Source organism: Pimelobacter simplex, assembly GCF_024662235.1.
Lineage (GTDB): Bacteria > Actinomycetota > Actinomycetes > Propionibacteriales > Nocardioidaceae > Nocardioides.
In genome coordinates, this window is sequence record NZ_CP096276.1 from 4,496,667 (window position 1) to 4,519,716 (window position 23,050).

Below are 23,050 nucleotides of genomic sequence, written 5' to 3' on the forward strand. Positions count from 1 at the left end.
GTCTGCCCGGTGGCCGGTGACCGCCCGGAGGCGGCCACCGGCCTCAGGCGATCAGCTCACCGCGTCGAGCGCGTCGAGCACGCCCTCGCCGTAGTAGCTGTTGTTGCGATCGGACCCCACGCACGGCGCGCCGGCGGTCGTGGTGCCACAGGCATGGTCGTCGGCCTGGGCGCGCAGCTTGGCGACCATCTGGGCGGGCGTCCAGCGCGGGTGCACCGACTTCATCAGGGCCAGGACGCCCGCCACGTGCGGCGAGGCCATCGACGTACCCGACTTGAGGCCGTAGCCGTTGCCGTTGACGATGGTCGACAGGATCCGCGAGCCGGGGGCCGCGACGTCGATGACGCCGAGACCGCGGTTGCTGAAGCCGGACAGCCGGTTCTCCAGCCCCGTGGTCGGGAACCGCTCCAGCGACGACACGGTCACCACGCCCGGCAGCTCGGTCGGGATGTCCTGGCAGCCGTTGTTGAGCGTGCGCTCGACGGGGGTGCCGTCGTCGGGGCTGCCGCTGTCGGTCGTCTTGTTCGCCAGGTCGTACGACGAGTTGCCGGCCGCCGCCGCGTGGACGACGCCCTGGTCGGTCGACCAGGCCACCGCGCGGCGGACCGCCTCCTTGGCGGCGTACTGGTCGGGCTGGTCCTCGCAGTAGAACTCGAACGGGTCGACGTAGTAGCTGTTGTTGGTCACGTCCATGCCGCGCTCACCGGCCCACATGAAGCCGCAGACGGCGTACTCGGGGTAGATGAAGCCGTCGTCGTTGACCACCTTGACCGCGGCCATCCGGACGCCGGGGGCCACGCCCACGATGCCCGTTCCGTTGCGCGCGGCACCGATCGTGCCGGCGACGTGCGTGCCGTGGTCGCTCGTGGTCGGGTACCAACCGGTCGGCGAGCGGTCCGGGCGGCCGGCGTCGCTGCAGTTGACCGAGTCCCGGACGTCGATATTGGCGGCCAGGTCCGGGTGGTCCGGGTCGATGCCGCTGTCGAGGACGCCCACGACGACCCGGCGGGAGCCGTCGGTGATCTCGTGGGCCTGGTCGGCCTTGATCATCTGCATGTCCCACTGCTCGGCCTCGCGCGGGTCGGGCGCGACGGCCACGGTCCGCTCGCTGCCGGCGCCGTCGGTGTCCCGCTGCGGGGCGGCCTTGCGGAGCTGACCCTTGCCGGGGCCCCACGGGGACGCGACGCCCTCGGGCGTGCCCTCGCTGACCGGGACGGTGCGGGTCGCACCGACCGACTCGAGCGCGTGGCCCGCACGGCGTCGTACGTCATCGCGGAAGGCGGCACGGTCGCTGTGCGCGACGACGACGCCGATCTGCGGCCAGGTCTGGATCACCACGCCGCCGGACGCGCGCACGGCACGCTCGACGAGGCGGGTCTGGCCCGGGTTGGCGTGCTTGGCGTTGAGGACGTAGGCCGAGACGGCCCCGTCCGGGGTGCTGATCGGCACCGGGGTCGACGGCGGGCCGTCGGCGTCTCCGGAGCCGGGCCCGGGAGCCGCGGTGGCTCCGGGCGTGGACACGGCGAGGCCGGCCAGGGTGAGGCCGGTGGCTGCCGCGAGGACGACGGCGCGGAGCCGTCGGTTGCTGCGCAAGGACATGGATGTCCCCTTTCCGAGAGGCGCGGGTGTGCGCCTGCGCATCTTCACACCTCACTGTGTCCTGCGTCACGTGGGGTGGCGGTCCCCCGCAGGACGACCGGCGCGCCGCGGTACGTCGGCACGCGCGTCCCCGCGTCGTACGCTGCCCGGGCGGCCCGGCCGATCCGCGGGGCGTGCGGCGGTGAGGTGTCGGCGGTACCGGTCGCCGCGGTGGCGTGGGCCAGCGTCGAGACCGCCCGCAGCGCCTGCCAGACCACGTCGGCGTCGGCCCGGACCCGCGGGTCGTCGTACCCACCGACGGCGAGCCGGCCCGGCTCCCGGTCGATGCCGCGCAGCACCTGCACCTGGGCGGTCTCCGCGCCGGGCGCCACATCAACCGGCAGCGGGAGCACCGCCTGCAGGCCGCCGCAGTCGAGCGCGTCGGGCAGGCTCGCGTGGCGGTGCCGCTCGGCCGCCGCGGGCGGGCCCGGCGGGACGCACCACCACCCGGCCCCGGGCAGGCCGCGGGCGACCGCCTCGCCGAGGGCCTCCTCGTCGGCCGGGAGCAGCCACGTCGTCGTCTGCCTGCTGCGCCGGGTGCCGCTCGCCATGGCCCGACCCTACGAGGAGCCCGGACCGGGCCTGGCCTACCGTGTCAGCCGTGTTCCTCTACGAGTTCGAGGGGCGTCGCCCCCAGGTCCACCCCGAGGCGTTCGTCGCCCCGACGGCGACGCTGATCGGCGACGTACGGGTCGAGAAGGGCGCGAGCATCTGGTACGGCGCCGTCCTGCGCGCCGACATCTGCACGATCATCGTCCGTGAGGGCTCCAACGTGCAGGACAACTCGGTCGTCCACGGCGCCCCCGAGGTCACCGTCGAGATCGGCCCGCACGCCACGATCGCCCACGCGTGCGTCTTCCACGGCGACAAGATCGGCGAGAAGTCGCTGCTCGGCAACGCCAGCACCATCCTCGACGGCGCGACGATCGGCGCGGGCAGCCTGGTCGCGGCAGGAGCGGTCATCACCCCCGGCAAGGAGATCCCCGACGGGGTCCTCGCCGCGGGCGCGCCGGCCGAGCCGAAGAAGCCCATCGAGGGCACCGGCGCGCAGTTCTGGATCGAGACCAACGCGCCGTACTACGCCGACCTCGCCACCCGGCACCGCAAGGGCGTCGTCGCCGTGCCGGAGGACTAGGTCGGTTCCTCACCCACTGTCGCGGCCGACGTCCTCCCGGCGTCTGGACTGGCGGCACACGCCACGCGGAAGGCCTGCCGCCACGGCGCGACGAGATGGACGGCAGCGACCAGCAGTACCAGTAGTGCGAGCGCGCTGACACTCGACAGCAGCGGCATCTCCGCAACCAGCAACTCCCTCATCTGACTGCTCTCGTTCGGCAACCAGTCCTCGAGCATCGATGTCGCCACGACCCTTGGCGGTGCGACCTGGTGCAGCACGAAGTCGTTGACAACGAAGGTCGCAATGCCCACCAGCATCCATCGGATCGACGTCGGCGCCCCCTGCAGGAGCCGATGCGCCTGCACCAGGCTCGCGTAGCAGGTGGCACCGGTCAGAGCCACGAGACCGAGACCGAGCTGCACGGCCACCATGTCGGCGTGCGGCGTACCGCCGTCCGTGCCCGCCCGGCTCCACCCGAACCCCACTCCGAAGGTCAGCACAACGACCGCAGCACAAGTCTTGCCGACAGCATCGAGGAATCCGACCGACTGCACGACGCCAAACCACAGCTCCTGGACCGCTCGCCGTACGGTCCAACCGGTCACCAGCACGCGAATCGCAACCATGAGTCCCACCAGAAGCGTCCAGATGACCGACGCCCAGAGCAGCAGATGGAGGGCGGCCGTACCCAGGAACGGGACCATCCATCGCCCACTCTCCTCGTGGAGCATGCGGACGCCGACCCATCCGACCAGCACAGGACTCAGCAGCAATGTGGCTACCGCCAGGAGACCGTAGAGACGCGCCACGGCACGGAACCCAAAGATCCCGTCGGACCAGGACCAGGCGCCGTCGAGCCAAGCCTCTGCCGCGCGGGCCTCGATCCCAGCCTTCTCCCTCAGCCGTTTCACGGACATCTGTGCGACCTCCCGAGATCTTCAGTGACACCACGTCACAGTGAAGCACCCGGCAGGCACAGTGTGGCAATGACGCGGTGTCAGGACGGTTCGCGGCCGCGCTATAAGGTGCCTAGGTGTCGCGCGACAACAGCTCCTCGTCGATCGGCGCGCAGTACCGGACCCTGACCGAGGGCCTCCAGAAGCGGATCCCCCCTTATGCCGCGACGCTCCTCGGTACGTGGGCCGTGGTGTGCGCCGTCACCGCGCTCTTCCCTCCCCTGCGCCACGCGGTGCGGCCCGAGCTGTTCTGGATCAACGAGAACTTCCTGCTGCTGCGGCCGAACCTCGCCTACGCCACCTTCCTCGGGCTCCTCGCCGCCGCGCTCAGCACGCGCAAGCGCGCCGGCTGGCGGGTGCTCGTGGTCTTCCTCGTCTTCAACCTCGCCGATGCCACCGGTGACCTGACCACGCGCTCGCGCAGCGGGCTCGCGGTGACCGTCGCGATCGTGCTGCTGGTGCTGGTCCTGCTCGCCCGCAAGGGGTTCACCACGCGGGTGCGCTCGCGGTCGGTGATCAAGGCGGGCGTCGTCCTGGCGTGCACGCTCGCGGTCAGCATCGGGATCGGCTTCCTGCTCATCGAGGTGCTGCCCGGCACGCTCCCGGCCGACCAGCGGCTGCTGTGGTCGGTCAACCGCGCGACGGGTGGCATCCTCGGCCCGCGCGCCTTCGACGGGCACCCGTCGGAGTGGGCGAGCGACTTCATCGGCTTCCTCGGCGCGGTCTCCCTGCTCGGCTCGTTCGCCGTGGTCTTCCAGTCCCAGGCGCTCGACGCCGTGCTGCGCCGGCCCGAGGAGCGGGCGATCCGGGCGCTGCTCGACGAGTACGGCCGGGGCGACTCGCTGGGCTACTTCGCGACCCGCCGCGACAAGGCCGCCATGTTCTCCGAGGACGGCCGCGCGGCCGTCCTCTACCGGGTCGAGATCGGCGTCTGCCTGGCCAGCGGCGACCCGATCGGCGACCCCGGCGCCTGGCCGTCGGCGATCGCCCGCTGGCAGCAGTACGCCGACGACCACGGCTGGTCCCAGGCGGTTCTCGGTGCCAGCGAGCGCGGCGCCCAGCAGTACGAGCGGGCCGGCCTGACCGCGCTCCAGCTCGGCGACGAGGCGATCATCGACGTCGCGACGTTCAACCAGAACCGCAACCGGCTGCGCCCCGTCCGCCAAGCCGTACGACGCGTCGAGCGCCAGGGCATCACCGTCCGGATCCGGCGGCACCACCAGGTCCCCGAGGACGAGATGGACCTGATCAGCGAGCTCGCCGAGCGCTGGCGCGGCGACGAGCCCGAGCGCGGCTTCTCGATGGCGCTGGGCCGGCTGGGCGACCCCGAGGACGGCGACTGCCTGCTCGTCGAGGCGCTCGACCCCGACGGCACGGTCGTGGCCCTGCTCTCGTTCGTGCCGTGGGGTCGCTCCGGCATCTCGCTCGACCTCATGCGCCGCGACCCGGAGGCGCCCAACGGCGTCATCGAGTTCCTGGTCAGCACCCTGGCCGAGCGCGGCGGCGAGCACCGCGTCGCGCAGATCTCGCTCAACTTCGCCGTGCTCCGCTCGGTCTTCCAGGAGGGCGCCCGGATCGGCGCCGGTCCGGTGCTGCGGGTGCTGCGCAAGGTGCTCCTCGTGCTCTCCCGCTACTGGCAGCTCGAGGCGCTCTACCGCTCCAACGTGAAGTTCGAGCCCAACTGGCTGCCCCGCTTCCTGTGCTACGACGACGCCCGGATGCTCGTCCGGATCGGCGTCGCGTCCGGCATCGCCGAGGGCTTCGTCAACGTGCCCGGCTGGACCCGGACCCGCCGCAAGCTCGTGCCCGAGGCGCTCCCCGAGGCCCGCGCCGACCAGATCGTCGCGTCGGTCTGCGAGCACCAGGCCCAGCGGGCGCGCGGGCGGCGTCCTCCCGAGCAGGTGCGGGTCCGCCTCGAGCGGCTCGCCGAGATGTCCGAGGCGGGGGTGCAGGCCTACCCCGCCTCGACCGGGCGTCCCTCGTCGGTCACCGACGCCCTCGCCGCCCCCGACGGTACGACGGTCACCGTGGCCGGTCGCCTCGTCGGCGTCCGCAACCACGGCGGCGTCCTCTTCGCCGAGGTCCGCGACTGGACCGGGCTGGTCCAGTGCGTGCTCCAGGGCGGCACCGAGGCCGGGGCCGAGCCGGACCTGCGCGCGTTCGTCGCCCGCTGCGACCTGGGCGACCTGGTCGAGATGACCGGCGACCTCGACCTCACCCGCACCGGCCAGCGCTCGGTCTTCGTCTCCTCGTGGCGGATGCTGGCCAAGTGCCTGCACCCGCTGCCGAGCCGGGTCAACGGCACCCTCGCCCCCGAGGTCCGGGTCCGCCAGCGCCACGTCGACCTGGCCCTCAACGACGACGCCCGCGAGCTGCTGCGCCGCCGCGGGACCGTGATCCGCCAGATCCGCGAGACCCTCCACGCGCAGGGCTACCTCGAGGTCGAGACGCCGGTCCTGCACACGGTCCACGGCGGCGCCAACGCCCGCCCGTTCACGACCTACAGCAACGCCTACGACCTGCCGCTCTCGCTGCGGATCGCGCCCGAGCTCTACCTCAAGCGCCTGTGCGTCGGCGGCGTCGACAAGGTCTACGAGCTCGGCCGGGTGTTCCGCAACGAGGGCGCCGACCGGACCCACAACCCGGAGTTCACCGCGCTCGAGGCGTACGACGCGTTCGGCGACTACACGACGATGAGGCACCTGTGCCGCGAGGTGATCGTGGCGACCGCGATCGCCGCGCACGGTGAGCCGGTGCTGGTGCGCCGCGACGACGACGGCACCGAGGAGCGCTTCCCCATCGGCGGCGAGTGGCCGGTGGTGACCGTGCACGCGGCGGTCTCCGCCGCGGTCGGCGCCGAGGTCGACTGGAGCACGCCGCTGGAGACGTGGCGCGAGCTCGCCGTACGCCACGGCGTACCGTCGGGAGAGGACCGCACGGGCGACCAGATCGTCCTCGACCTGTACGAGAAGCTGGTCGAGCCCCACACGGTCCACCCGACCTTCTACGCCGACTTCCCGACCTCCGTGTGCCCCCTGACCCGATCCCGTGACGACGTGCCGGCGCTCGCCGAGCGCTGGGACCTGGTCGCCTTCGGCATGGAGATCGCCACCGCCTACAGCGAGCTGACCGACCCGGTCGAGCAGCGCCGCCGGCTCGAGGAGCAGTCGCTGCTCGCCGCGGGCGGCGACGCCGAGGCGATGGTGGTCGACGAGCAGTTCCTCCAGGCACTCGAGTTCGGCCTGCCGCCGACGGGAGGAATCGGGATCGGCGTCGACCGCCTGCTCATGCTGCTCTCGGGCGAGTCCATCCGCGCGACGCTGGCGTTCCCCCTCGTCCGCCCCGGTACGACGACGGAGGTGCCATGAGCGCGTTCCGGCGCCGGCTCGCCCGGCGGGTGTCCATGGCGCTGCTCGTCACCGGCGGGGTCGTCTACGCCTCGTGGGTGCTGCAGTTCGTGCTGCCCGTGCACATCGACCCGGTGACGAGCTTCATCAGCGAGCTCTCCGCGGTGGGCCAGCCCTTCCGGCGGGTGTTCCGCACCCTCGACCTGATCGGCGGCGCGCTGCTCCTGCTCGGCGGAGCCGCCGCGTGGTGGCAGAGCCGGCGCTGGCCGGGCGTCTGGGCGCCGCTGGTCGTGCTCGGCACCTGCATCGTGCTCGAGGCGCTGCTGCCGCTCGAGGAGTCGTTCACCGACGTCCAGCTGCCCGACCCGGGCACGAGCTCGTGGTGGGCCCGGATCACCGAGCCGCACGGGGTCATCAGCTTCATCGAGACCAACGCCTTCCTGGTGCTGCTCGTGACCTGCACCCTGGCCCTGCGCCGGATCGACGCACCCGTGCGGCGCCGCCGCGCGCTGGCTGTCGTCGGCGTGGCCGCCGCACTCAGTGGTCTAGTCGATGCCGTGCTCACCGCAGCGCTCCTGGTCAACGGTGACGCGGTCGCCCTCGGCCTGGTTCAGCGTCTCGGGGTCACGTTGACCGCAACCTGGCTAGCGTTGGCGCCGACCTGGCTCCTGTGGGTCACGCTGCACCGTCGGCGGCACCGGGAGTCCGCCGCTCCCGCGGCCACCGGCGACCCCGAGAGGGGGACGCCGCCCTACGACCAGCAGCGGAAGGTGTCCTGAATGACCCTGGAGGTACTGATCGGCGGCGGCCGTGACGAGGCGCAGGTGCGCAGCCTGCTCGCCCCCTTCATCGACGAGACCGGCAGCGGCGAGGTCGTCGCCGTGGTCGTCGACGACGGCGAGGGCGTGGACCTCGACCGCTGGCGCGGCGTGCTCGCCGGCGCCGCGTCGGTCCGGTGCGTGGTCCTCTCCGCCGGACGGCCGCTGGCCGAGGCGGACGTCGCCGGCGCCGCGGGCGTCTTCGTGGCCGGCGGACTGACCCCGCTCTACGCCGAGCTGGTCACCCCGGCCCGGGCCGCACTCGCGACGGTCCCCTATGCCGGCTACTCCGCGGGCGCGGCCATCGCCGCCGAGCGGAGCCTGGTCGGCGGCTGGCTGGTCGACGGACGCCCGGTCTGCCCCGACGACGCCTCCGAGGACCTCGACGAGGTCACCGTGGTGCCCGGCCTGGGCCGGGTCGGCTTCGCCGCCGACGTGCACGCCGCCCAGTGGGGCACCACCTCGCGGGCCCTGCACGCCGTCGCGGCCGGCCGGGTCGATGCGGCGTGCGCGATCGACGAGCACACCGCCGTGGTGGTGCGCGACGGTACGGCCCGGGTCACCGGCGCGGGCTTCGCGCGGTGGATCGACGCCGGCGGCGTACGGGTCGAGGCCGGCGCCTAGGGGCACGTCCCGGCCGTCAGCGCGGCCCGTCAGCGCGGGCCGTCAGCGCGGCCGGGGCCGGCGTACCACCGTCGGCGGCAGGCCCCACTCGTCGCCGCCGAGCCGCGACAGCGGTGCCAGGAGGTCGAGCGCGGGCCGGTCGTCGACCAGCACCGCGGGGTCGACGGTGACCGCGACCAGGTCGCCGAAGACGACCGTCGAGTCGCCGATCGGCAGCGTCGAGTGCAGCCGGCACTCCAGCGAGGCCGGCGACGCCGCCACCCGAGGCGGTACGACGACCGCGCTCGGCGCCATCGCGATCCCCAGCTCGGTCGCCTCGTCCACGCCCGCCGCATAGGTCGCGCTCGACGCGTTGACCTCGTCGATGAGCGGCGCGCTGGCCAGGCTGATCGTGAACTCGCCGGTCTCGAGGACGTTGCGCAACGTGTCCTTGGCCCCCACCGACGTGAACTGCACGATCGGCGGATCGGCGCTGGCCACGGTGAAGAACGAGTGCGGCGCCAGGTTGCCGACCCCGGCCGCCGACCGACTGGCCACCCAGGCGATCGGCCGGGGCACGACCAGCGCCGTCAGCAGCCGGTAGGCGTTGACGTCCGGGTCGCCGGGACGCAGGACGAGGTGGTCGCGGGCCATGCTCCGATCATGCCGCGTCGGGTGCGGCGCGAGGGGACCGGATCCGGACGTACGTCCGGATCTCGCGCCCGTCGGGGCCGATCTCGTTGACAGCGCGGCGCGGGCCTCGGAGATTGGGGCATCCGGTCGCAGCGGCGTGCACACCACCCCCGCCGCTGCGACCGGCGCCAGGTCGCAACACAGGGCGGCCATTCGTTACCGCGGGGAAATCGCCGACGCGGGGGACCGTCACACGCGCTGCCTAGAAACAGGGGGCCATCTCTCTCCCCCCATGGAAAGGCACTGCCCCCGCATGCAATTCTCCACCCTCGGGCGCCGCCGGCTCAGCCGCGCAGCCGCCCTCCCGGTGGCCGTCGGACTGGGCATCGGGGCCCTGTCGGTCACGCCTCCGGCCACGGCCCTGTCCAGCGTCACCACCGCCAACGGCGCCACGGTCACCGTCAACGACGCTCGTCGTCCCGGCCTCGACACCGGCTCGATCCGCAATGTCAGCGGGTCCCGGATGGAGGGCTTCGGCAACGTCTTCCTCCACGTCGACGCCCCCGCCGGCGAAGCGCCCCGCATGAACGATCAGATGATGCGCGGCTTCGGGCTCACCGCGTCCTCCCCCGGCTCGTACCGGTCGACCGCGTCGGTCCGGCTCGGCGACGTCCTGATGACCCGCAAGGTCCAGGTCGCGACCGGGACGAGCACGACGAGCTTCTACGACACCTACACGAACGCGGCCACCGAGCCGGTCACGGTACGGGTCTCGTTCGGCGGCTCGCTGGGCTCCGGCCTGACCGCGAACGGCTCCCCCAACAAGGCGACGGTCAGCGCCACCAGCAGCGGCGACGCCACCGTCGACACCACCGACACCTGGATCGCGGCCACCACGCCGGGCAACACCCGCCCGACGGGCGTCGTCGTCGGCGCCGGCACCGACGCCCTCGGCGACCAGCAGTCCGACCCGTTCACCACGGCGTACGTGCCGACGGGCAGCCGGGCCAACGACATCGGCTTCGTCCGCGAGCTCACCATCGAGCCCGGCCGGACCGCCTCCCTCATGCAGTACGTCGTCGTGGGCGCCCTGTCCGACACCACCCAGATCGCCACCGACACCGCGGCCCTCGCCACGACGCCGGACTTCTCGAACCTCACCGTCGACGAGATCTGCACGCTGCGCAACTGGGACCTCACCGCCTACCAGGCCGCCTGCGCCGGCGCCGAGCCGCTGCGGCTCCCCGCCGCCGCGCCCGACGCGATCTCCTCGACCGACGTCGCCTACGACGTCACCGGCAAGACGATCGCCGACCTGCAGGCCGCGATGACCTCGGGGGCGACCACGTCCGTGGCGATCACCAAGGCCTACCTCGACCGGATCGAGGCGTACGACGGCGGCCCGTTCGGCTTCCACGCCTTCATCACCGTCGCCAAGACCGCCGTGGCGCAGGCGATGGCGGCCGACGAGGCGCGCGCGGCGGGACGCACGGGCGACCTGCTCGGCGTACCGATCGCGTTGAAGGACCTCTACGACACCAAGGACATGCCCACCTCCGGCGGCACCCTGGCGCTGAAGGACTGGGAGACCGGCGCCGACGCCTGGCAGGTCGCGCGGCTGCGCGAGGCCGGTGCGGTGATCATCGGCAAGACGAACCTCTCGGAGTTCGCGAACTCGGGCTCGTGGAGCGAGAGCGGCTTCCAGCAGACCTGGAACGCGCTCTACCCGTCGAAGTCCTCGTTCGGCTCCAGCGGCGGCTCGGCCACCGCGGTCCGCGCCGACCTCGCCCCCGCCGCGATGGGCACCCAGACGGGCGTCTCGCTCTACGCCCCCTCGACCGGCGCCAGCCTGGCGACCTTCCGGGGCACCGACGGGCTCACCAGCACCAACGGCGTGATGCCGCTGACCTGGGCGACCGACTACGCCGGCCCGATGGCCAAGACGGTCACCGACCTGGCCTCGCTGCTCGACGCCACCGCGACCCGGACCACGGGCAACAACCCCGACGACCTGCTCACCGCGCGCGTCGACAACGACCTGCGCCCCGCCGAGTGGAAGAGCGCGCTGCGCCCGGACGCCCTGCAGGGCAAGGTGATCGGCTACGTACCCGCCGCCTTCCAGTCGACCGCCGTCACCGACGACACCGCCGGCCAGGTCGCGCTCGCCCAGGTCCGGGCCGCGATCGAGGCCTCCGGCGGCACCCTGGTCCCGCTCGCCACCGCGCAGACGGCACCGCCGGCTCCGGCCGGCAGCTTCCCGACGTCCGGCAGCGCCGGCGCCGAGGGCTGGGAGCGCTACATCGCGGAAGCGCGTCCGGGCACCTTCCCGTACACGACCAAGCAGCTCATGGAGAACCCGGCGAACCTGCCGTACAACGTCTCGGGCAACTACACCGCGCAGCCCATGGACGACATCAGCGTCACCAACCTGCTCGCCCGGCGCGACGCCTACAAGCAGACCGCCGCGACGTGGATGGACACCGCCTTCGGGGCCGAGCCGGTCGACGCGGTCGTCTACCCGGGCTTCCTGACCAGCATCGGCAACAACGACGCCACGTCGGCGGTCTTCTCCTCCGACCGCGCGTCGGGCGTGATCACCCAGACGGTCGGTCTGCCCACCGCCATCCTCCCGATCGGCAAGAACGACGAGGGCCAGTCCAACAACGTCCAGATCGTCGGACGGGCCTGGGACGACGCCGCGGTCCTCGGCATGGGCTACGCCCTGGAGCAGCGGACCAAGGCCGCGACGTCCACGACCTTCGCTCCGGCGCTGTCCTGGCGGGGACCGGCCGCGTCGGTCACCGCGGTGAGCCTCGGCGCCACCGCGACGACGTACGGGAAGGCGACGACGGCGACCGTCACCGTCACCGCCGACCCGTCCGCCACGGGTGCCGTCGAGGTCGAGGTGGCCGGGCAGACGGTGCGCGGCACCCTCGCCGCCGGCACCGCGCGGCTCACCCTCCCGGCGACCCTCCCGGTCGGCACCCACCTCGTCACCGCCCGGTACGCCGGCTCGGCCGAGGTCGCCGCGAGCGCCGCCACCACGACCCTCAAGGTCGCGCGGGCGGCACCGAAGGTCGCCGTGAAGCTCAAGAAGAAGAAGGTCACGCCCCGCCAGCGCGCCCGGCTCGCGGTGACCCTCACCGGCATCCCGCCGGCCGGCGCCACGGTGCTGGTCCACGACCGCGGATCCGTCATCCGCACCGCCAAGGTCGCGGCCAACGGCAAGGTCGTGGTGACCCTGCCGCGGCTCAGCCGCGGCCGGCACGTGCTGCGGGTCTCGGTCGTCGCGGGTGAGGGCTACCGGGCGGCGTGGAGCCCGAAGGTGACACTCGTCGTGCGCCGCTGACCGCGGCCGCACGGCTCGGGGAACCGACCCGGCCCCTCCCCGTGGGGGGCCGGGTCAGACCGGGCGGTGGGGACGCCCGGGGTGGGCCGCCCGGCCTGACGTCCGCACCGTAGGAAGACGAGACGTCGCGTCGCGGACAGTCCGGGCCCGCGGCCGTGCACCGCACGCGGCGTCTGCCCGTCTCCTGCCGGACGCACTGCCCGGACCTGCCCGCAGAATGGTGATTCCGGCGCCGGTCAGCCGGTCGGCGGCGCCGCCGTCCAGTCGTACGCCGACAGGTCGGTCAGCAGCGGCGCCGGACCAGCCGCCGCGTCCCCCCGCCGGGCGCGCCGCCACTGGAGCGGCGTCACGCCGACCTCCCGGCCGAACGCCCGGATGAACGAGTTCGCGCTGAGGAACCCGACCTGCAGCCCCACCTCGCCCACGGGCAGCCGTGGCTGGTCGAGGAGGACGCGGCGGGCGTCGAGCAGCCGGGCCCGGCGCAGGTAGCCGGCCGGCCCGACGCCCTCGCGGGAGAAGACCATCTCCAGGTAGCGCCGATCGACCCGCAGCTCGCGCGCCACGTCGTCGATGGTGAGCGACGGGTCACGACGGTGCTCCTCGATGAACCAACGGGCGTGCGCGGCGGTCGCCGCGCCGCTCAGCAGCGGGCGCGAGCCCTCCGGGTAGACCATCGGGTAGAGCACGCCGCGCACCAGCTCGCCGACCAGGCGCTGCTGCCCCTCGGCTGCCTCCGCCCCGAACGAGCGCCGCCGCCCCACCAGCCCGGCGAGGTGGCGGGTCAGCGGCCCCACTCCCCGGGAGCCGGGTGACACCGCCACGCTCGTGGTGGCGCGCAGGGCGCGATCGGGCAGCCGGGTGTGCGTGCGGGGGAGCCGGGCCACGAGCATCTCGTAGCGGTGCCGGAGCCGGAGCTCGTAGGGCCGGTCGCCGTCGATGAAGTAGCCGCCCCCACCCGGCACCCGAGCGGTCCGCTCCCCCTGCCGCGTGGCGCCACCGCCCCGGATGAAGGCGGCGAACATGAACACGTCGCGCGGCTCGCCCGCGGCCAGCCGGCGCGGCCGGGTCACCGACAGCCGCGTCGAGCCGACGTGCGTCACGCCCAGGTCGCCGAGCGTCCTCTCGACGAGCGCCCCGCGGAACGGCCCGCTCGCGACCGCGCGGTGGGGCACGTACGCCGCCCCGCACATCGCGGTCCAGTCCTCGATCGAGTCCAGCTCGACCCGGACGACATCATCGACATCATCGACTTCCGCCTGACCCGTCACGCGGCCCCCAGCCAGCACCGTTCCACCGCCTCTCGTGGGCAGCAGTGATGCCGTCCTACCCGAAGAGGCCAACGGCGAAGCTCCCCGTGGTGCCCGCGGAGGCGCCGCGGGGAGGGCAGACGGTCGCCGGTCGTGCCGGGACCTGACACGACCGGCTGGTCCGGCTAGCCCAGCCGCGCGCGCCGTACGTCGCCCTGGGCCGCGGAGAAGTCCGTGACCACGTTGGTCTTGCGCGCGCCGATGAAGAGGTCCGCACCCCGGCCACCGGTGAGCCGGTTGCGCCCGGGCCCGCCGACGAGGACGTCGTCCCCGCCCTTGCCGATCAGCCGGTCGTCGCCGCCGCGGCCGAAGATCAGGTCGGTGCCGGGCGTCCCGACGAGGCGGTCGGCGCGGGCGGTGCCGGCGATCACCCAGAAGGTCAGCCGGGCCGTGCGGCCCTCGACCCGGGCGGTCACGGTGACCTGCGCACGACCGGCGACACCGGCCCGCGGAGCCACGACCAGACGGCGCTGGACGCCGGTCCCCCGGGTGGCGGGAGCCGGCAGCAGGCGGCGCTGGGAGGACGTGACGGCGATCGTGGCGCGCTCGGCGCCGGTGCCGCGCAAGGTGAGGCCGAGGGTCACCCGGTTGCCGGTGGCCGCGACGGGCGCGGCGGTGAGGGTGAGCGGGACGGCCTGGGGCGGGACGACCACGACCGGGCGGGTCCAGGTGATCACGACCTGGCCGTCGCCGTCGTTGACGCTGCCGTCGTTGACCGCGGCGACGAGCTCGGCGTCGGTCACCGAGGGTGCTGCGTAGGCGCTGCCGCCGCCACCGCCGCCGCCGGCACCACCGCCGCCACCGCTCGGGCTGCCGCCACCGGCGCCACCGCCGCCGCCGTGGCGACCACCGCCGGCACCACCGCCGGCGCCGCCGCCGACCGCCGTACCGCCGGTGGTGACACCGTTGCCGTCACCGCCGGCGCCGCCCGCGCCCGTCGTACCGACGAGGCCGGGGGCACCGCCCTGCTGGGCCGGCGGGTACGGGTTCACGCCGGGGGCGCCGCCGGCGCTCGCGGTCGCGCCCGAGCCGCCGGGCGCACCGCCTCCGCCGCCGCCGTTGCCGGCGTCGGCACCGGTCTCGCCGCCGCCGTTGCCGCCCCCGCCGCCGAGAGCGTTGCCGCGGCCGCCGTTGCCGCCCGCGCCACCTCCGCCGGGGCCGATCAGCACGCGGGCGTCGAGGTCGCAGGTGAGGGTGGCGCAGCCACCGGGTGCGGTCCGGACGTCCGAGGACCCGCCGCCACCGGCGCCGTTGCCGCCGTTGCCCGGGTTGGAGCCGCCCGCGCCGCCGGCCGCGTCACCGGGGGCGCCGGGGACGCCGCCGTTCGAGCCGCCGAAGCCGCCCGGCGCACCGGAGCCGCCGGACGGGCCGTTGTTGAGGCCACCGGTCGCGCTGGTCGCGGTCGCGTTCGCGCCGGCGCCGGCCACGTTGACCTGGAGCACCGCGCCGGACGTCGTCGCGACCGTGCCGCGCGCCTGTCCGCCCGCGCCACCGGGGTTGCTGGCCAGCGACAGCGCGTCGAACGACCAGCGGCCGCCGCGCGCGCCGGTCACCTCGACCTCGAGCGCGCTCACGCCGGCGGGGACCTTGAAGACGTCCGAGCCGACCTCGTCGTACGTGCACGACGAGGTGGGGGCGTCGACGAGGACGCCGCTGCTGCCGCACGGACCGCTCGGGACGGGCGGGGCCGCGGGGGCGGCCGACGCCGTGGCGACCGGGGCCGCCGTGAGGCCGGCGAGGACGAGCGCGGCAGCGGTGACCGCGGCGCTCCGGGTGGTTCGGGGCATGCGTGATTCCTTCGGTACGTCGGGGGCCGAGACGGGAGGTGGGCGCGCGGCTAGTGCGCCGAGGGGGAACGGTCCATCAACCGCCGGCCGGCGAGCCCGAGCGCCATCCCGACGACACCCGCGCCCGCACCCCACAGGAGGTGCCCGCGGATGTAGAACCACATGCCGCCCAGCACCGTCCCGAGGCCGGATCCGCCGCCCAGGTGGTGCAGGAAGGGCGAGAGCACCCCGACCAGGTGGATGACCGGCGCGAGCGGCAGCATCAGCCAGGGGTGCTCGCGGACGAGGGGGACCTCGGCGAGCCGGTCGATCAGCATCGCCGCCGCCAGGTAGGGCAGCACGTGCGTGCCCATCGTGGGGTCGACGAAGAGGATCACGCAGCTGCCGCCGGCGGCGACGCGCAGCGCCGTACCGGGGCGGTCGAGGCACCAGCGGGTCGCGATGAGCACGCTGAGCCAGAAGATCCCGCGATGCCCGGGCAGGCCCCAGGGCGTGCGGTGCAGCTGCTGGACGGCGACCGCCGCGATCGCGGTGGCCATGACCGCCGTCGCCGCGAGGCGGTGCACCCACTGCCCGTGCGGGACGAGGGCCGCGGGCAGCGCGCGCCCGCCACGGAACCGGTCATCGATCAGCACGGACACGAGCGCCACCCTAGTCCATCGAAGACGCAGACGCGTCTCAGATCGATACAGCATCTCGCATCTGCGGCGAATGTGGGAGGATCCTGCTTCAGTTGCGGACAACGAAGGATGGCCCGGATGACCTCCCCCGGCGCGGTGCTGCTCGGCATCGACGACACCGACAACGAGTCGAGCCCGGGGACCGGGTACCTGGCCCAGCAGCTCCTCCAGGAGCTCGACGCGCTCGATCTCGCCGCCCCGCTCGGCGCGACCCGGCACCAGCTCCTGGTCGACCCGCGGATCCCCTACACCTCCCACAACTCGAGCGCCTGCCTGCTCGTCGCGCCGGCGGACGGGGTCGGCGTCGACGCGCTCCACGACGCCGCTGCGGACTTCCTGCGCCGCTACAGCGCCCCCGGCTCCGACCCCGGCCTGGCCGTCGCGCGCAAGGCCGACGTCGCCGACGAGGTGGTCGCCTTCGGGCAGCGCGCCAAGGTCGACGTCCTCGACCAGGACCTCGCCCACGCGACCGCCCGTCGTACGGGGACGCTGCTGTCGGGCCTCGGCGGCACCGAGGACGGCGTCATCGGTGCCCTGTCCGCGGTCGGCCTGCACCGCTCCGGCGCCGACGGGTTCTACCTGTGGCTCGACGGCATCCGCGGCTTCCGGGCCGGCCGCTACCGGATCGAGGAGCTCTATCGCCTGCTCCACCTCAGCGACGCCCGCACCCTCGCCGGCACCCGGCCCGCCGAGGGCACCCTCGTCGACGTCGACCCCTGGGTGCGCCCGCTGCACCTCGAGGACGGCCCGGTGCTGCTGCTCGACGACGCGTCGGGCTGGCGGACCGCACCCAAGGCCGAGGTACGACGGCATTGAGCCCGGCGCTCCGGTCCGCGGCGCTGGCCGTGGCGGGGGCGGTCGGCCTGGCCGCCCTGTCCGCCTGCGGCGGGAACAACGACGCCCAGACCGCCCGTGACCCGGTGACGGGCGGGGCGTCCCGGTCGGCCTCGCCGACGCCCACCCCGACGCCCACGGACTCGACCGCGCCGCCGACGCCCACGCCACCGACCGCGACGACCTCGGCGGGCGGGACGCCCGCGGCGCCCGCCGTCACCGTCACGGCCACGACCGCCACGACGGCCGCCTCGACCGGCCGGCCCGCACCCCACGCCTCCCTGGTGCCGGCCTCCCCGGACTCCTCACGCCCGACCCCCGCGGCGACGCCCACGCGCACGCCCACCCCGACCCCCACGCCGGCCCCGGTCACCTGCACGACCCGCACGTTCACCGCCCCGGGCACCCACACCGTGCGGATCACCTTCCGCCCCGGCGCCCGCGCCGCCACCACCGTCGACACCGTGCTCCACGGCGCCGGCGGCGGCGGTGGCCGCGGCCCCGGTCCTGGCGGCACCGGCGTCCCACCCCCGCCGGACGGTCCCGGTGGCGGCGGGGGCGGCGGCGGAGGCGCCGGAGCCCTGGTCGACACCCGCGCCGTGCTCGTCCCGTCCGCCTGGGCCACGCCGGTGCTGACCGTGGTGGTCGGCGCCGGGGGCCGCGGCGGGTACGGCGGCGGTGGTCCGGCGATGCCCAACGCCAACGGCATCGCCGGCGGCGCCACCACCCTCGACGGTCCGGGCATCGGGCTGTCCGCGGGCGGCGGCTCCGGCGGCACGACCGGCAAGGGCGGCATGGCCGGCTCGGCCGGCGGTGCGGGCGGGAACGGCGGGAGCGCCGCCGCGGCCACGGGCGGGTCGCCCGGCGCGTCCGGTACCGACGGCGGTGCGGGCGGCGACGGCTTCGGCGGCACCGGAGGGAGCGGCGGACCCGCCCCCTACGGCGCGGGCGGCGACGGCGGCACGGGCGGCTCCCGCGCCGGCGGCTCGTACGACGGCCGCGCGGGCGCCGCTCCGGGTGGGCCACGGTCCGCGTCTGCGGCCAGGTGGTCGTCTCGTGACGCGCCGCCACCGGCTCGTCCTTCCCACGCTCGCGCTGCTCCTCGCGGGTCCCGGTCTGGCCGGCTGCTCCGGCGGCGACAGCGACGGGCGCGGGGCCGATGCGGCCGCGGCGGCCGAGGTCGCCCGGACCCCGGACCTGCGCAGCTGCGGCACCGACTGCACGATCATCACGCTCGACGAGTCCGGCACCGCGCGGGTCGAGATCGAGCCCATCGGTGACGGCACCACGCTCGGCTACGTCCTCGCCGGCGGCGGGGGCGGCGGCGGGCGCGGACCCGGTCCGGGCGGCACCGGGAGCGGCAGCGGCGGCGGCGCGACCGGCGGCGGTGGGGGCGGAGGCGGCGGGGCCGGCGAGCAGCTGGCCGGCACGACCGGGCTGACCGACCTGAGCGACGCGTCGTCGTACGTGCTGACGATCCGGGTGGGCCCCGGCGGCACGGGGGGCATCGGCGGCGGCGGACCCTCGTCCCCCCAGGCCGACGGCACCGACGGTACGGCGACGAGCCTGTCCGCACCCGGCCTCGACGTCTCCGCGCGCGGCGGCGCCGGCGGCCGGTCCGGCCAGGGCGGCCAGGCCGGGGCCGGGGGCGGCACGGCCGGCACCGGCTTCCCCGCCGGGGCCGACGGGAAGCCCGGCGGGCACCTCGCCGGCGGCCGCGGCGGTACCGGCGGCCGGGCCGAGCGCGGGCACGGCAGCGGCGGCGACGGCGGGGAGGGCGGCGCCTTCCCCGGCGGCGCGCACAACGGCGCCGCGGGCGGCACCGGCCACGCCGAGATCACGGTCCGCGGTGCCCGCGTCACCGTGGCGCGCTGAGACACGCCCTAGGCGAGCGGCGTACCGAGCACCAGGTCGATGTCGTAGGCCGTGTCGAGCACGGTGATCGCCCGCGCCCCCATCTGTCCCTCGCGCGCCGCGACCGACAGCACGTAGCGCCCGTTGGACGGCCGGGTCATCTCGTAGCGCCCCTCGTGATCGGTGCGCAGCGAGCCGACCACCTCGCCCGACTGGCGGGTGAGCACCACGAGCGCGTCGACGAACGGGGCACCGTCGGCGTCGGTCACGTTGCCGGTCAGGGTGAGCCGGGCGCGCAGCGCGATCGGCGGCAGTGGCGCGGTGTTGTCGAGGTGCATGATCCGCGAGCGCGGCTGCCAGCCCTCGGCGGTCGTCACCACCAGGTAGTCGCCGGCCTGCGGGATCGCCACGGTGAACCGGCCCTCGGTGTCGGCCTGACCCCAGTCGACCGCCTGGCCCTCGCGGGTGAGGACGGTGACCACGCCGTTGCGGATCGCCCGCGCCCGTGTGTCGACGACCTGGCCCCGGACCACCTGCGCGTCGACGCCGGTGTGCTCGGATCCGGAGCGGTCGGCCTCGACGGAGTACTCCCGCATCCGCAGCATCGGTACGCCGAGTGCGACCGTCACCGCGGCGCAGGCCGCCGCCAGCCAGAAGATCAGCGTGAACGCCGACTGCGTCGGCAGCGCGAGACCACCGACCGTCATCACCGACGCGGTCGTGATGGCGGCGGTCGCGGCGCTCGCGGTCGACGTACCGAGCGAGCGGAGGAGGACGTTGAGGCCGTTGGCCGAGGCGGTCTCCGTGACCGGGACGGCGCGCATGATCAGCGTCGGCATGGCGCTGTAGACCAGGGCGGTACCGATGCCGACGAGCACCGAGCCGATGACGACCTGGGCGAGGTCGTCGCTCCAGAACACGCGGCCGACGTACGTGACGGCCATGATCGAGGCGCCCGCGATGAGCGTCGCCTGCGGTCCGAGCCGGCGGGTCAGCGTCGCCGAGATCGGCGCCATCAGGCCGAAGGCAGCGGCGTTGGGCACCATCCACAGACCCGCGTGGAGGATGTCGAGCCCGAGGCCGTAGCCGGTCCCCGTCGGCATCTGCAGGAACTGCATCGACACCAGCATGTTGACGTACATCGCGAAGCCGGCGAAGACCGACGCGACGTTGACGAGGAGCACCGCGCGCCGCGACGCCACCCGTACGTCGACCAGCGGCCGCGGCGTCCGCAGCTCGAGCGGCACCCACGCGGCGAGCGTGACGAGACCGCCGGCGACCAGGCCGAGCGTGGCCGGCGACGTCCACCCCCACTGCCCGCCCTTGGTGAGCGCGACCAGGATCGCGGTCAGCGCCACCGACAGCAGGATCGCGCCACGTACGTCGAACGCACCGCCGGTCCGCACCGGCGACTCCGGGATGATCGCCCGCGCGCCGATCATCAGCGCGACACCGACCGCACCGGTCAGCCAGAAGACCGCGTGCCAGTCCATGTGCTCGCTGATCAGGCCCGACAGCGGCAGCCCGGCGCCCGCCCCGATCGCGAGCGTCGCGCTCATCATCGCCACACCGAGCGGCACCCGGTCGCGCGGCAGCTCGTCGCGCATGATCGCGATGCCGACCGGCACCAGCGCCATCCCGACGCCCTGGAGCGCCCGCGCCGCGATGAGCAGCGGCAGCACCTGGCTCAACCCACCGAGCAGCGAGCCCGCCACCGACACCGCCAGCGCGAGCAGCACCATCCGCCGCTTGCCGTACATGTCGGCCAGGCGCGAGATCGTCGGCGTCGCGATCGCGCCGGTCAGCAGCGTCGCCGTCACCAGCCAGGACGCACCGCTGGCCGACGTGTCGAGCAGCCGCGGCAGCTCGGCCAGCAACGGCAGGAGGATCGTCTGCTGGAGCGACACGACGATGCCGCACAGCGACAGCATCACGACGATGAGGGTGGGATTGCCGCGAGTCGGCGCGACGCCGGTGGCCGGTTCGGCTGAAGCCGTGGCGATGCGGGGCGGCACGCTGACCTGTCTCTCGAGTTCGTGGTGCCTGCCATCGTAGTGGTGACAACCGGCCGGCCCCGCCGGGCGTCGTCCTCACCATGAGCTCCCGCCCGCGATCCGTCACCCGCCGCCGGGTCCTCACCGCCGGTGCCGCCGCCGGCACCACCGCCGTCCTCGGCGGCGCGGCCCTCGCCGGCGTCGAGACCGAGGTGCTCCCGGGCAAGGCCTGGCTCTACCACCACCTCGGCCACGACGGCCCCGACGGCGTCCCGCCGGACGTCGTCCCCGCCCCGGTCACCACCGGCGCCTTCGACTCCGCCGCCCGCGGCCGCCAGGTCGGCTGGTCCCTCGCCCGGCCGACGTCGTCGTCCTCGTCATCGCTGCCGCTGGTCCTCGCCCTCCACGGCCGCGGCCAGGACCACACCAGTGCCTTCCGCGCCGACCGGATGGGCCTCGACCGCTACCTCGCCGACGCCGTCGCGCACGGCGTACCGCCCTTCGCGATCGCCAGCGTCGACGGCGGCGCGTCGTACTGGCACGACCGCGGGGACGGCGACCACGCCGAGACCATGCTCGTCGACGAGCTCCTCCCCCTCCTCGCCCGCGAGGAGGACATCGCCACCGACCGGATCGCCCTGATCGGCTGGTCCATGGGCGGCTTCGGCGCCCTCCACCTCGCCACCGCCCTCGGCCCCACCCGCGCCGCCGCCGTCGCCGCCCTCGGTCCGGCCCTCTGGCACACCTACGACGAGACCGCACCCGGCGCCTACGACGACGCCGCCGACTTCGCCCGGGTCGGCGTGATGGGGCGGCAGGACGAGCTCGCCGGGATCGCCGTACGGGTGGACTGCGGGAAGGGCGACCCCTTCTACGCCACCACCCGCGACTACGTCGACGGGTTCGCGCCGGAGCGGGCGCCGGCCGGCGGGTTCGAGCTGGGGGACCACGACAGCGGGTACTGGCGGCGGATGGTGCCGGGGGTGCTGCGGTTCCTGGGTGAGGGGCTGGCGGCGGGCTGAGGGCCTACGCCGGGGTCACGGGGTCACGGGAGGGCACGAGGGTCACGGGAGGCTCTCGCACGCCTCGCCGTCCCCGTCGAGGTCGAGGCGGTGCGGGTCGGTCGGGTCCGCGTCGAGGAGGCGCTGGGCGTCCGCCTGGCTGGTGAAGTCGGTGCAGTCCCGGTCGGCGAAGATCCGGTCGTTCACCCCGGTCACCTGCCCCACTCCCCACACGGTGACCGCGATCAGCAGGCCGCTCACCACGTTGGTGCCGATCGACCACGCCGCGTCGACGGACCGCTCCTTCGGGGTCGGCCGGGGCTCGTCGGTGTTGGTCCTGGCGTTGGTCCTGGTCGTGCTCTTCGTCTTGGCCACGGCCGTGATCGTGGCCGCCCGGCGGCCCGGCTCGGGGCCGTTCGCGACAACTCCGGACGCCCGTCCGGAAACACCGCACTCCCCTACGAGGCGTCCCGGTCGTCGCTCCCCAAACCCGCCTCCCGCGCCCGCACGATCAACGCCCCCCGATCCGGTACGGCGAGCTTGGTCACGACGCCCGACAGGTAGTTCCGCACGGTCTTGGGCGAGAGCACGAGCCGGCGCGCGATGGCGTAGTTGTCGTAGCCGCGGGCGACCAGGTCGAGCACCTCGCGCTCGCGGTGGGTGAGCTCGGGGAAGACGACCGGGCCCGTCGTACGGGCGCCGGAGAGGAGGTCGACGGCGCGGCGGCCGATCTCGGAGGCGAGCAGGACGTCGCCCGAGGCGACGGCGCGCAGGCCGCGCTCGATCTCGTGCGGAAGGGCACTCTTGAGCATGTAGCCGCGGGCGCCGGCACGCAGGGCGGCGAAGAGCGAGTCGTCGTCGCCGAGCATGGTGACGACGAGGACGCCGATGTCGGGGGCGTCGCGGGCGATGCGGCGGGTGGCCTCGATGCCGGTGCCCTCGCCCAGGTCCAGGTCCATCAGTACGACGTCCGGCCGGGCGCCCAGCACCCCGGCGACGGCCTCGTCCTCGGTGCCCGCGCAACCGGCGACCTCGAAGTCGTCGATCGAGGCGAGGAAGTTGACCATGCCGTGCGCGAAGACCGGGTGGTCGTCGACGACGAAGACCCGCACGGCACTCATCTGGCCGACGC

The 23,050-nt window shown here is 74.6% G+C and carries 18 protein-coding genes; 8 read left to right on the forward strand and 10 right to left on the reverse strand.

The features are described 5' to 3' along the window. Nucleotides 1-51: 51 nt before the first annotated feature. Both M0M48_RS22105 and M0M48_RS22110 read right to left on the reverse strand, forming a co-directional pair. A complete protein-coding gene (locus tag M0M48_RS22105; protein WP_257752766.1) occupies nt 52-1,599 on the reverse strand; it encodes a S8 family peptidase in 1,548 nt (515 codons plus the stop codon). A gap of 44 nt (nt 1,600-1,643) precedes the next feature. After that, nucleotides 1,644-2,189, reverse strand: a complete 546-nt coding sequence (locus M0M48_RS22110; protein ID WP_257752767.1) for a hypothetical protein — start codon at nt 2,187-2,189, stop codon at nt 1,644-1,646. A gap of 50 nt (nt 2,190-2,239) precedes the next feature. Between M0M48_RS22110 and M0M48_RS22115 the strand changes: the two genes are divergently transcribed. Further along, nucleotides 2,240-2,773 carry a gamma carbonic anhydrase family protein gene (locus tag M0M48_RS22115; protein WP_257752768.1) on the forward strand — a complete coding sequence of 178 codons (534 nt, stop codon included), beginning with the start codon at nt 2,240-2,242 and terminating at the stop codon, nt 2,771-2,773. Here M0M48_RS22115 and M0M48_RS22120 read toward each other — a convergent pair. Then, entirely contained in the window at nt 2,770-3,672 is a 903-nt protein-coding gene (locus M0M48_RS22120) for a hypothetical protein (protein WP_257752769.1), read from the reverse strand. The genes M0M48_RS22115 and M0M48_RS22120 overlap by 4 nt on opposite strands. A gap of 116 nt (nt 3,673-3,788) precedes the next feature. On the opposite strand from M0M48_RS22120, the gene lysX reads away from it, so the two are divergent. The 3 genes from lysX to M0M48_RS22135 are packed head-to-tail and all read left to right on the forward strand — an operon-like array spanning nt 3,789 to nt 8,500. Further along, nucleotides 3,789-7,079 (forward strand): bifunctional lysylphosphatidylglycerol synthetase/lysine--tRNA ligase LysX, encoded by a 3,291-nt coding sequence (gene lysX, locus M0M48_RS22125; RefSeq protein ID WP_257752770.1) that lies wholly within the window; start codon nt 3,789-3,791, stop codon nt 7,077-7,079. Then, on the forward strand, nt 7,076-7,837 hold the full coding sequence (locus M0M48_RS22130; RefSeq protein WP_257752771.1) for a DUF998 domain-containing protein: 762 nt from the start codon (nt 7,076-7,078) through the stop codon (nt 7,835-7,837). Before lysX ends, M0M48_RS22130 begins: the two co-directional genes overlap by 4 nt. Beyond that, nucleotides 7,838-8,500, forward strand: coding sequence for a hypothetical protein (locus M0M48_RS22135; protein ID WP_257752772.1), 663 nt, complete (start codon nt 7,838-7,840; stop codon nt 8,498-8,500). Nucleotides 8,501-8,542: 42 nt separating this feature from the next. Here M0M48_RS22135 and M0M48_RS22140 read toward each other — a convergent pair whose 3' ends face one another. Beyond that, nucleotides 8,543-9,133, reverse strand: coding sequence for a flavin reductase family protein (locus M0M48_RS22140; RefSeq protein WP_215812462.1), 591 nt, complete (start codon nt 9,131-9,133; stop codon nt 8,543-8,545). 292 nt (nt 9,134-9,425) lie between these two features. On the opposite strand from M0M48_RS22140, the gene M0M48_RS22145 reads away from it, so the two are divergent. Next, on the forward strand, nt 9,426-12,461 hold the full coding sequence (locus M0M48_RS22145; RefSeq protein WP_257752773.1) for an amidase: 3,036 nt from the start codon (nt 9,426-9,428) through the stop codon (nt 12,459-12,461). A 236-nt stretch (nt 12,462-12,697) separates the two neighbouring features. On the opposite strand, the gene M0M48_RS22150 is transcribed toward M0M48_RS22145, so the two are convergent. The 3 genes from M0M48_RS22150 to M0M48_RS22160 form a co-directional block, all read right to left on the reverse strand. Next, a complete protein-coding gene (locus tag M0M48_RS22150; RefSeq protein ID WP_257752774.1) occupies nt 12,698-13,729 on the reverse strand; it encodes a helix-turn-helix domain-containing protein in 1,032 nt (343 codons plus the stop codon). Nucleotides 13,730-13,893: 164 nt separating this feature from the next. After that, on the reverse strand, nt 13,894-15,555 hold the full coding sequence (locus M0M48_RS22155; protein ID WP_257759269.1) for a calcium-binding protein: 1,662 nt from the start codon (nt 15,553-15,555) through the stop codon (nt 13,894-13,896). 50 nt (nt 15,556-15,605) lie between these two features. Beyond that, nucleotides 15,606-16,196 (reverse strand): hypothetical protein, encoded by a 591-nt coding sequence (locus M0M48_RS22160; RefSeq protein WP_257752778.1) that lies wholly within the window; start codon nt 16,194-16,196, stop codon nt 15,606-15,608. A 117-nt stretch (nt 16,197-16,313) separates the two neighbouring features. On the opposite strand from M0M48_RS22160, the gene M0M48_RS22165 reads away from it, so the two are divergent. Together M0M48_RS22165 and M0M48_RS22170 are read left to right on the forward strand one after the other, a co-directional pair. After that, on the forward strand, nt 16,314-17,051 hold the full coding sequence (locus M0M48_RS22165; protein ID WP_257752779.1) for a hypothetical protein: 738 nt from the start codon (nt 16,314-16,316) through the stop codon (nt 17,049-17,051). Nucleotides 17,052-18,125: 1,074 nt separating this feature from the next. Then, nucleotides 18,126-18,944, forward strand: a complete 819-nt coding sequence (locus M0M48_RS22170) for a hypothetical protein (RefSeq protein WP_257752781.1) — start codon at nt 18,126-18,128, stop codon at nt 18,942-18,944. 8 nt (nt 18,945-18,952) lie between these two features. Here M0M48_RS22170 and M0M48_RS22175 read toward each other — a convergent pair whose 3' ends face one another. After that, nucleotides 18,953-20,854: an MFS transporter gene (locus M0M48_RS22175; protein WP_252372708.1), complete on the reverse strand. Its 1,902-nt coding sequence runs from the start codon at nt 20,852-20,854 to the stop codon at nt 18,953-18,955. A gap of 164 nt (nt 20,855-21,018) precedes the next feature. Between M0M48_RS22175 and M0M48_RS22180 the strand changes: the two genes are divergently transcribed. Then, complete coding sequence (locus M0M48_RS22180) at nt 21,019-21,939, forward strand: alpha/beta hydrolase (RefSeq protein WP_257752782.1); 921 nt, start codon at nt 21,019-21,021, stop codon at nt 21,937-21,939. 42 nt (nt 21,940-21,981) lie between these two features. Here M0M48_RS22180 and M0M48_RS22185 read toward each other — a convergent pair whose 3' ends face one another. Both M0M48_RS22185 and M0M48_RS22190 read right to left on the reverse strand, forming a co-directional pair. Beyond that, a complete protein-coding gene (locus M0M48_RS22185) occupies nt 21,982-22,293 on the reverse strand; it encodes an excalibur calcium-binding domain-containing protein (protein ID WP_257752783.1) in 312 nt (103 codons plus the stop codon). 83 nt (nt 22,294-22,376) lie between these two features. Further along, entirely contained in the window at nt 22,377-23,039 is a 663-nt protein-coding gene (locus tag M0M48_RS22190; protein WP_215812451.1) for a response regulator transcription factor, read from the reverse strand. Between the last annotated feature and the right edge of the window lie 11 nt (nt 23,040-23,050).

Coding starts and splice junctions, on each gene's coding strand:
- M0M48_RS22105 (WP_257752766.1), bottom strand. CDS start 1,599: ATGTCCTTGCGCAGCAACCGACGGCTCCGCGCCGTCGTCCTCGCGGCA.
- M0M48_RS22110 (WP_257752767.1), bottom strand. CDS start 2,189: ATGGCGAGCGGCACCCGGCGCAGCAGGCAGACGACGACGTGGCTGCTC.
- M0M48_RS22120 (WP_257752769.1), bottom strand. CDS start 3,672: ATGTCCGTGAAACGGCTGAGGGAGAAGGCTGGGATCGAGGCCCGCGCG.
- M0M48_RS22130 (WP_257752771.1), top strand. CDS start 7,076: ATGAGCGCGTTCCGGCGCCGGCTCGCCCGGCGGGTGTCCATGGCGCTG.
- M0M48_RS22135 (WP_257752772.1), top strand. CDS start 7,838: ATGACCCTGGAGGTACTGATCGGCGGCGGCCGTGACGAGGCGCAGGTG.
- M0M48_RS22140 (WP_215812462.1), bottom strand. CDS start 9,133: ATGGCCCGCGACCACCTCGTCCTGCGTCCCGGCGACCCGGACGTCAAC.
- M0M48_RS22145 (WP_257752773.1), top strand. CDS start 9,426: ATGCAATTCTCCACCCTCGGGCGCCGCCGGCTCAGCCGCGCAGCCGCC.
- M0M48_RS22155 (WP_257759269.1), bottom strand. CDS start 15,555: ATGCCCCGAACCACCCGGAGCGCCGCGGTCACCGCTGCCGCGCTCGTC.
- M0M48_RS22165 (WP_257752779.1), top strand. CDS start 16,314: ATGACCTCCCCCGGCGCGGTGCTGCTCGGCATCGACGACACCGACAAC.
- M0M48_RS22175 (WP_252372708.1), bottom strand. CDS start 20,854: ATGCTGTCGCTGTGCGGCATCGTCGTGTCGCTCCAGCAGACGATCCTC.
- M0M48_RS22180 (WP_257752782.1), top strand. CDS start 21,019: ATGAGCTCCCGCCCGCGATCCGTCACCCGCCGCCGGGTCCTCACCGCC.
- M0M48_RS22190 (WP_215812451.1), bottom strand. CDS start 23,039: ATGAGTGCCGTGCGGGTCTTCGTCGTCGACGACCACCCGGTCTTCGCG.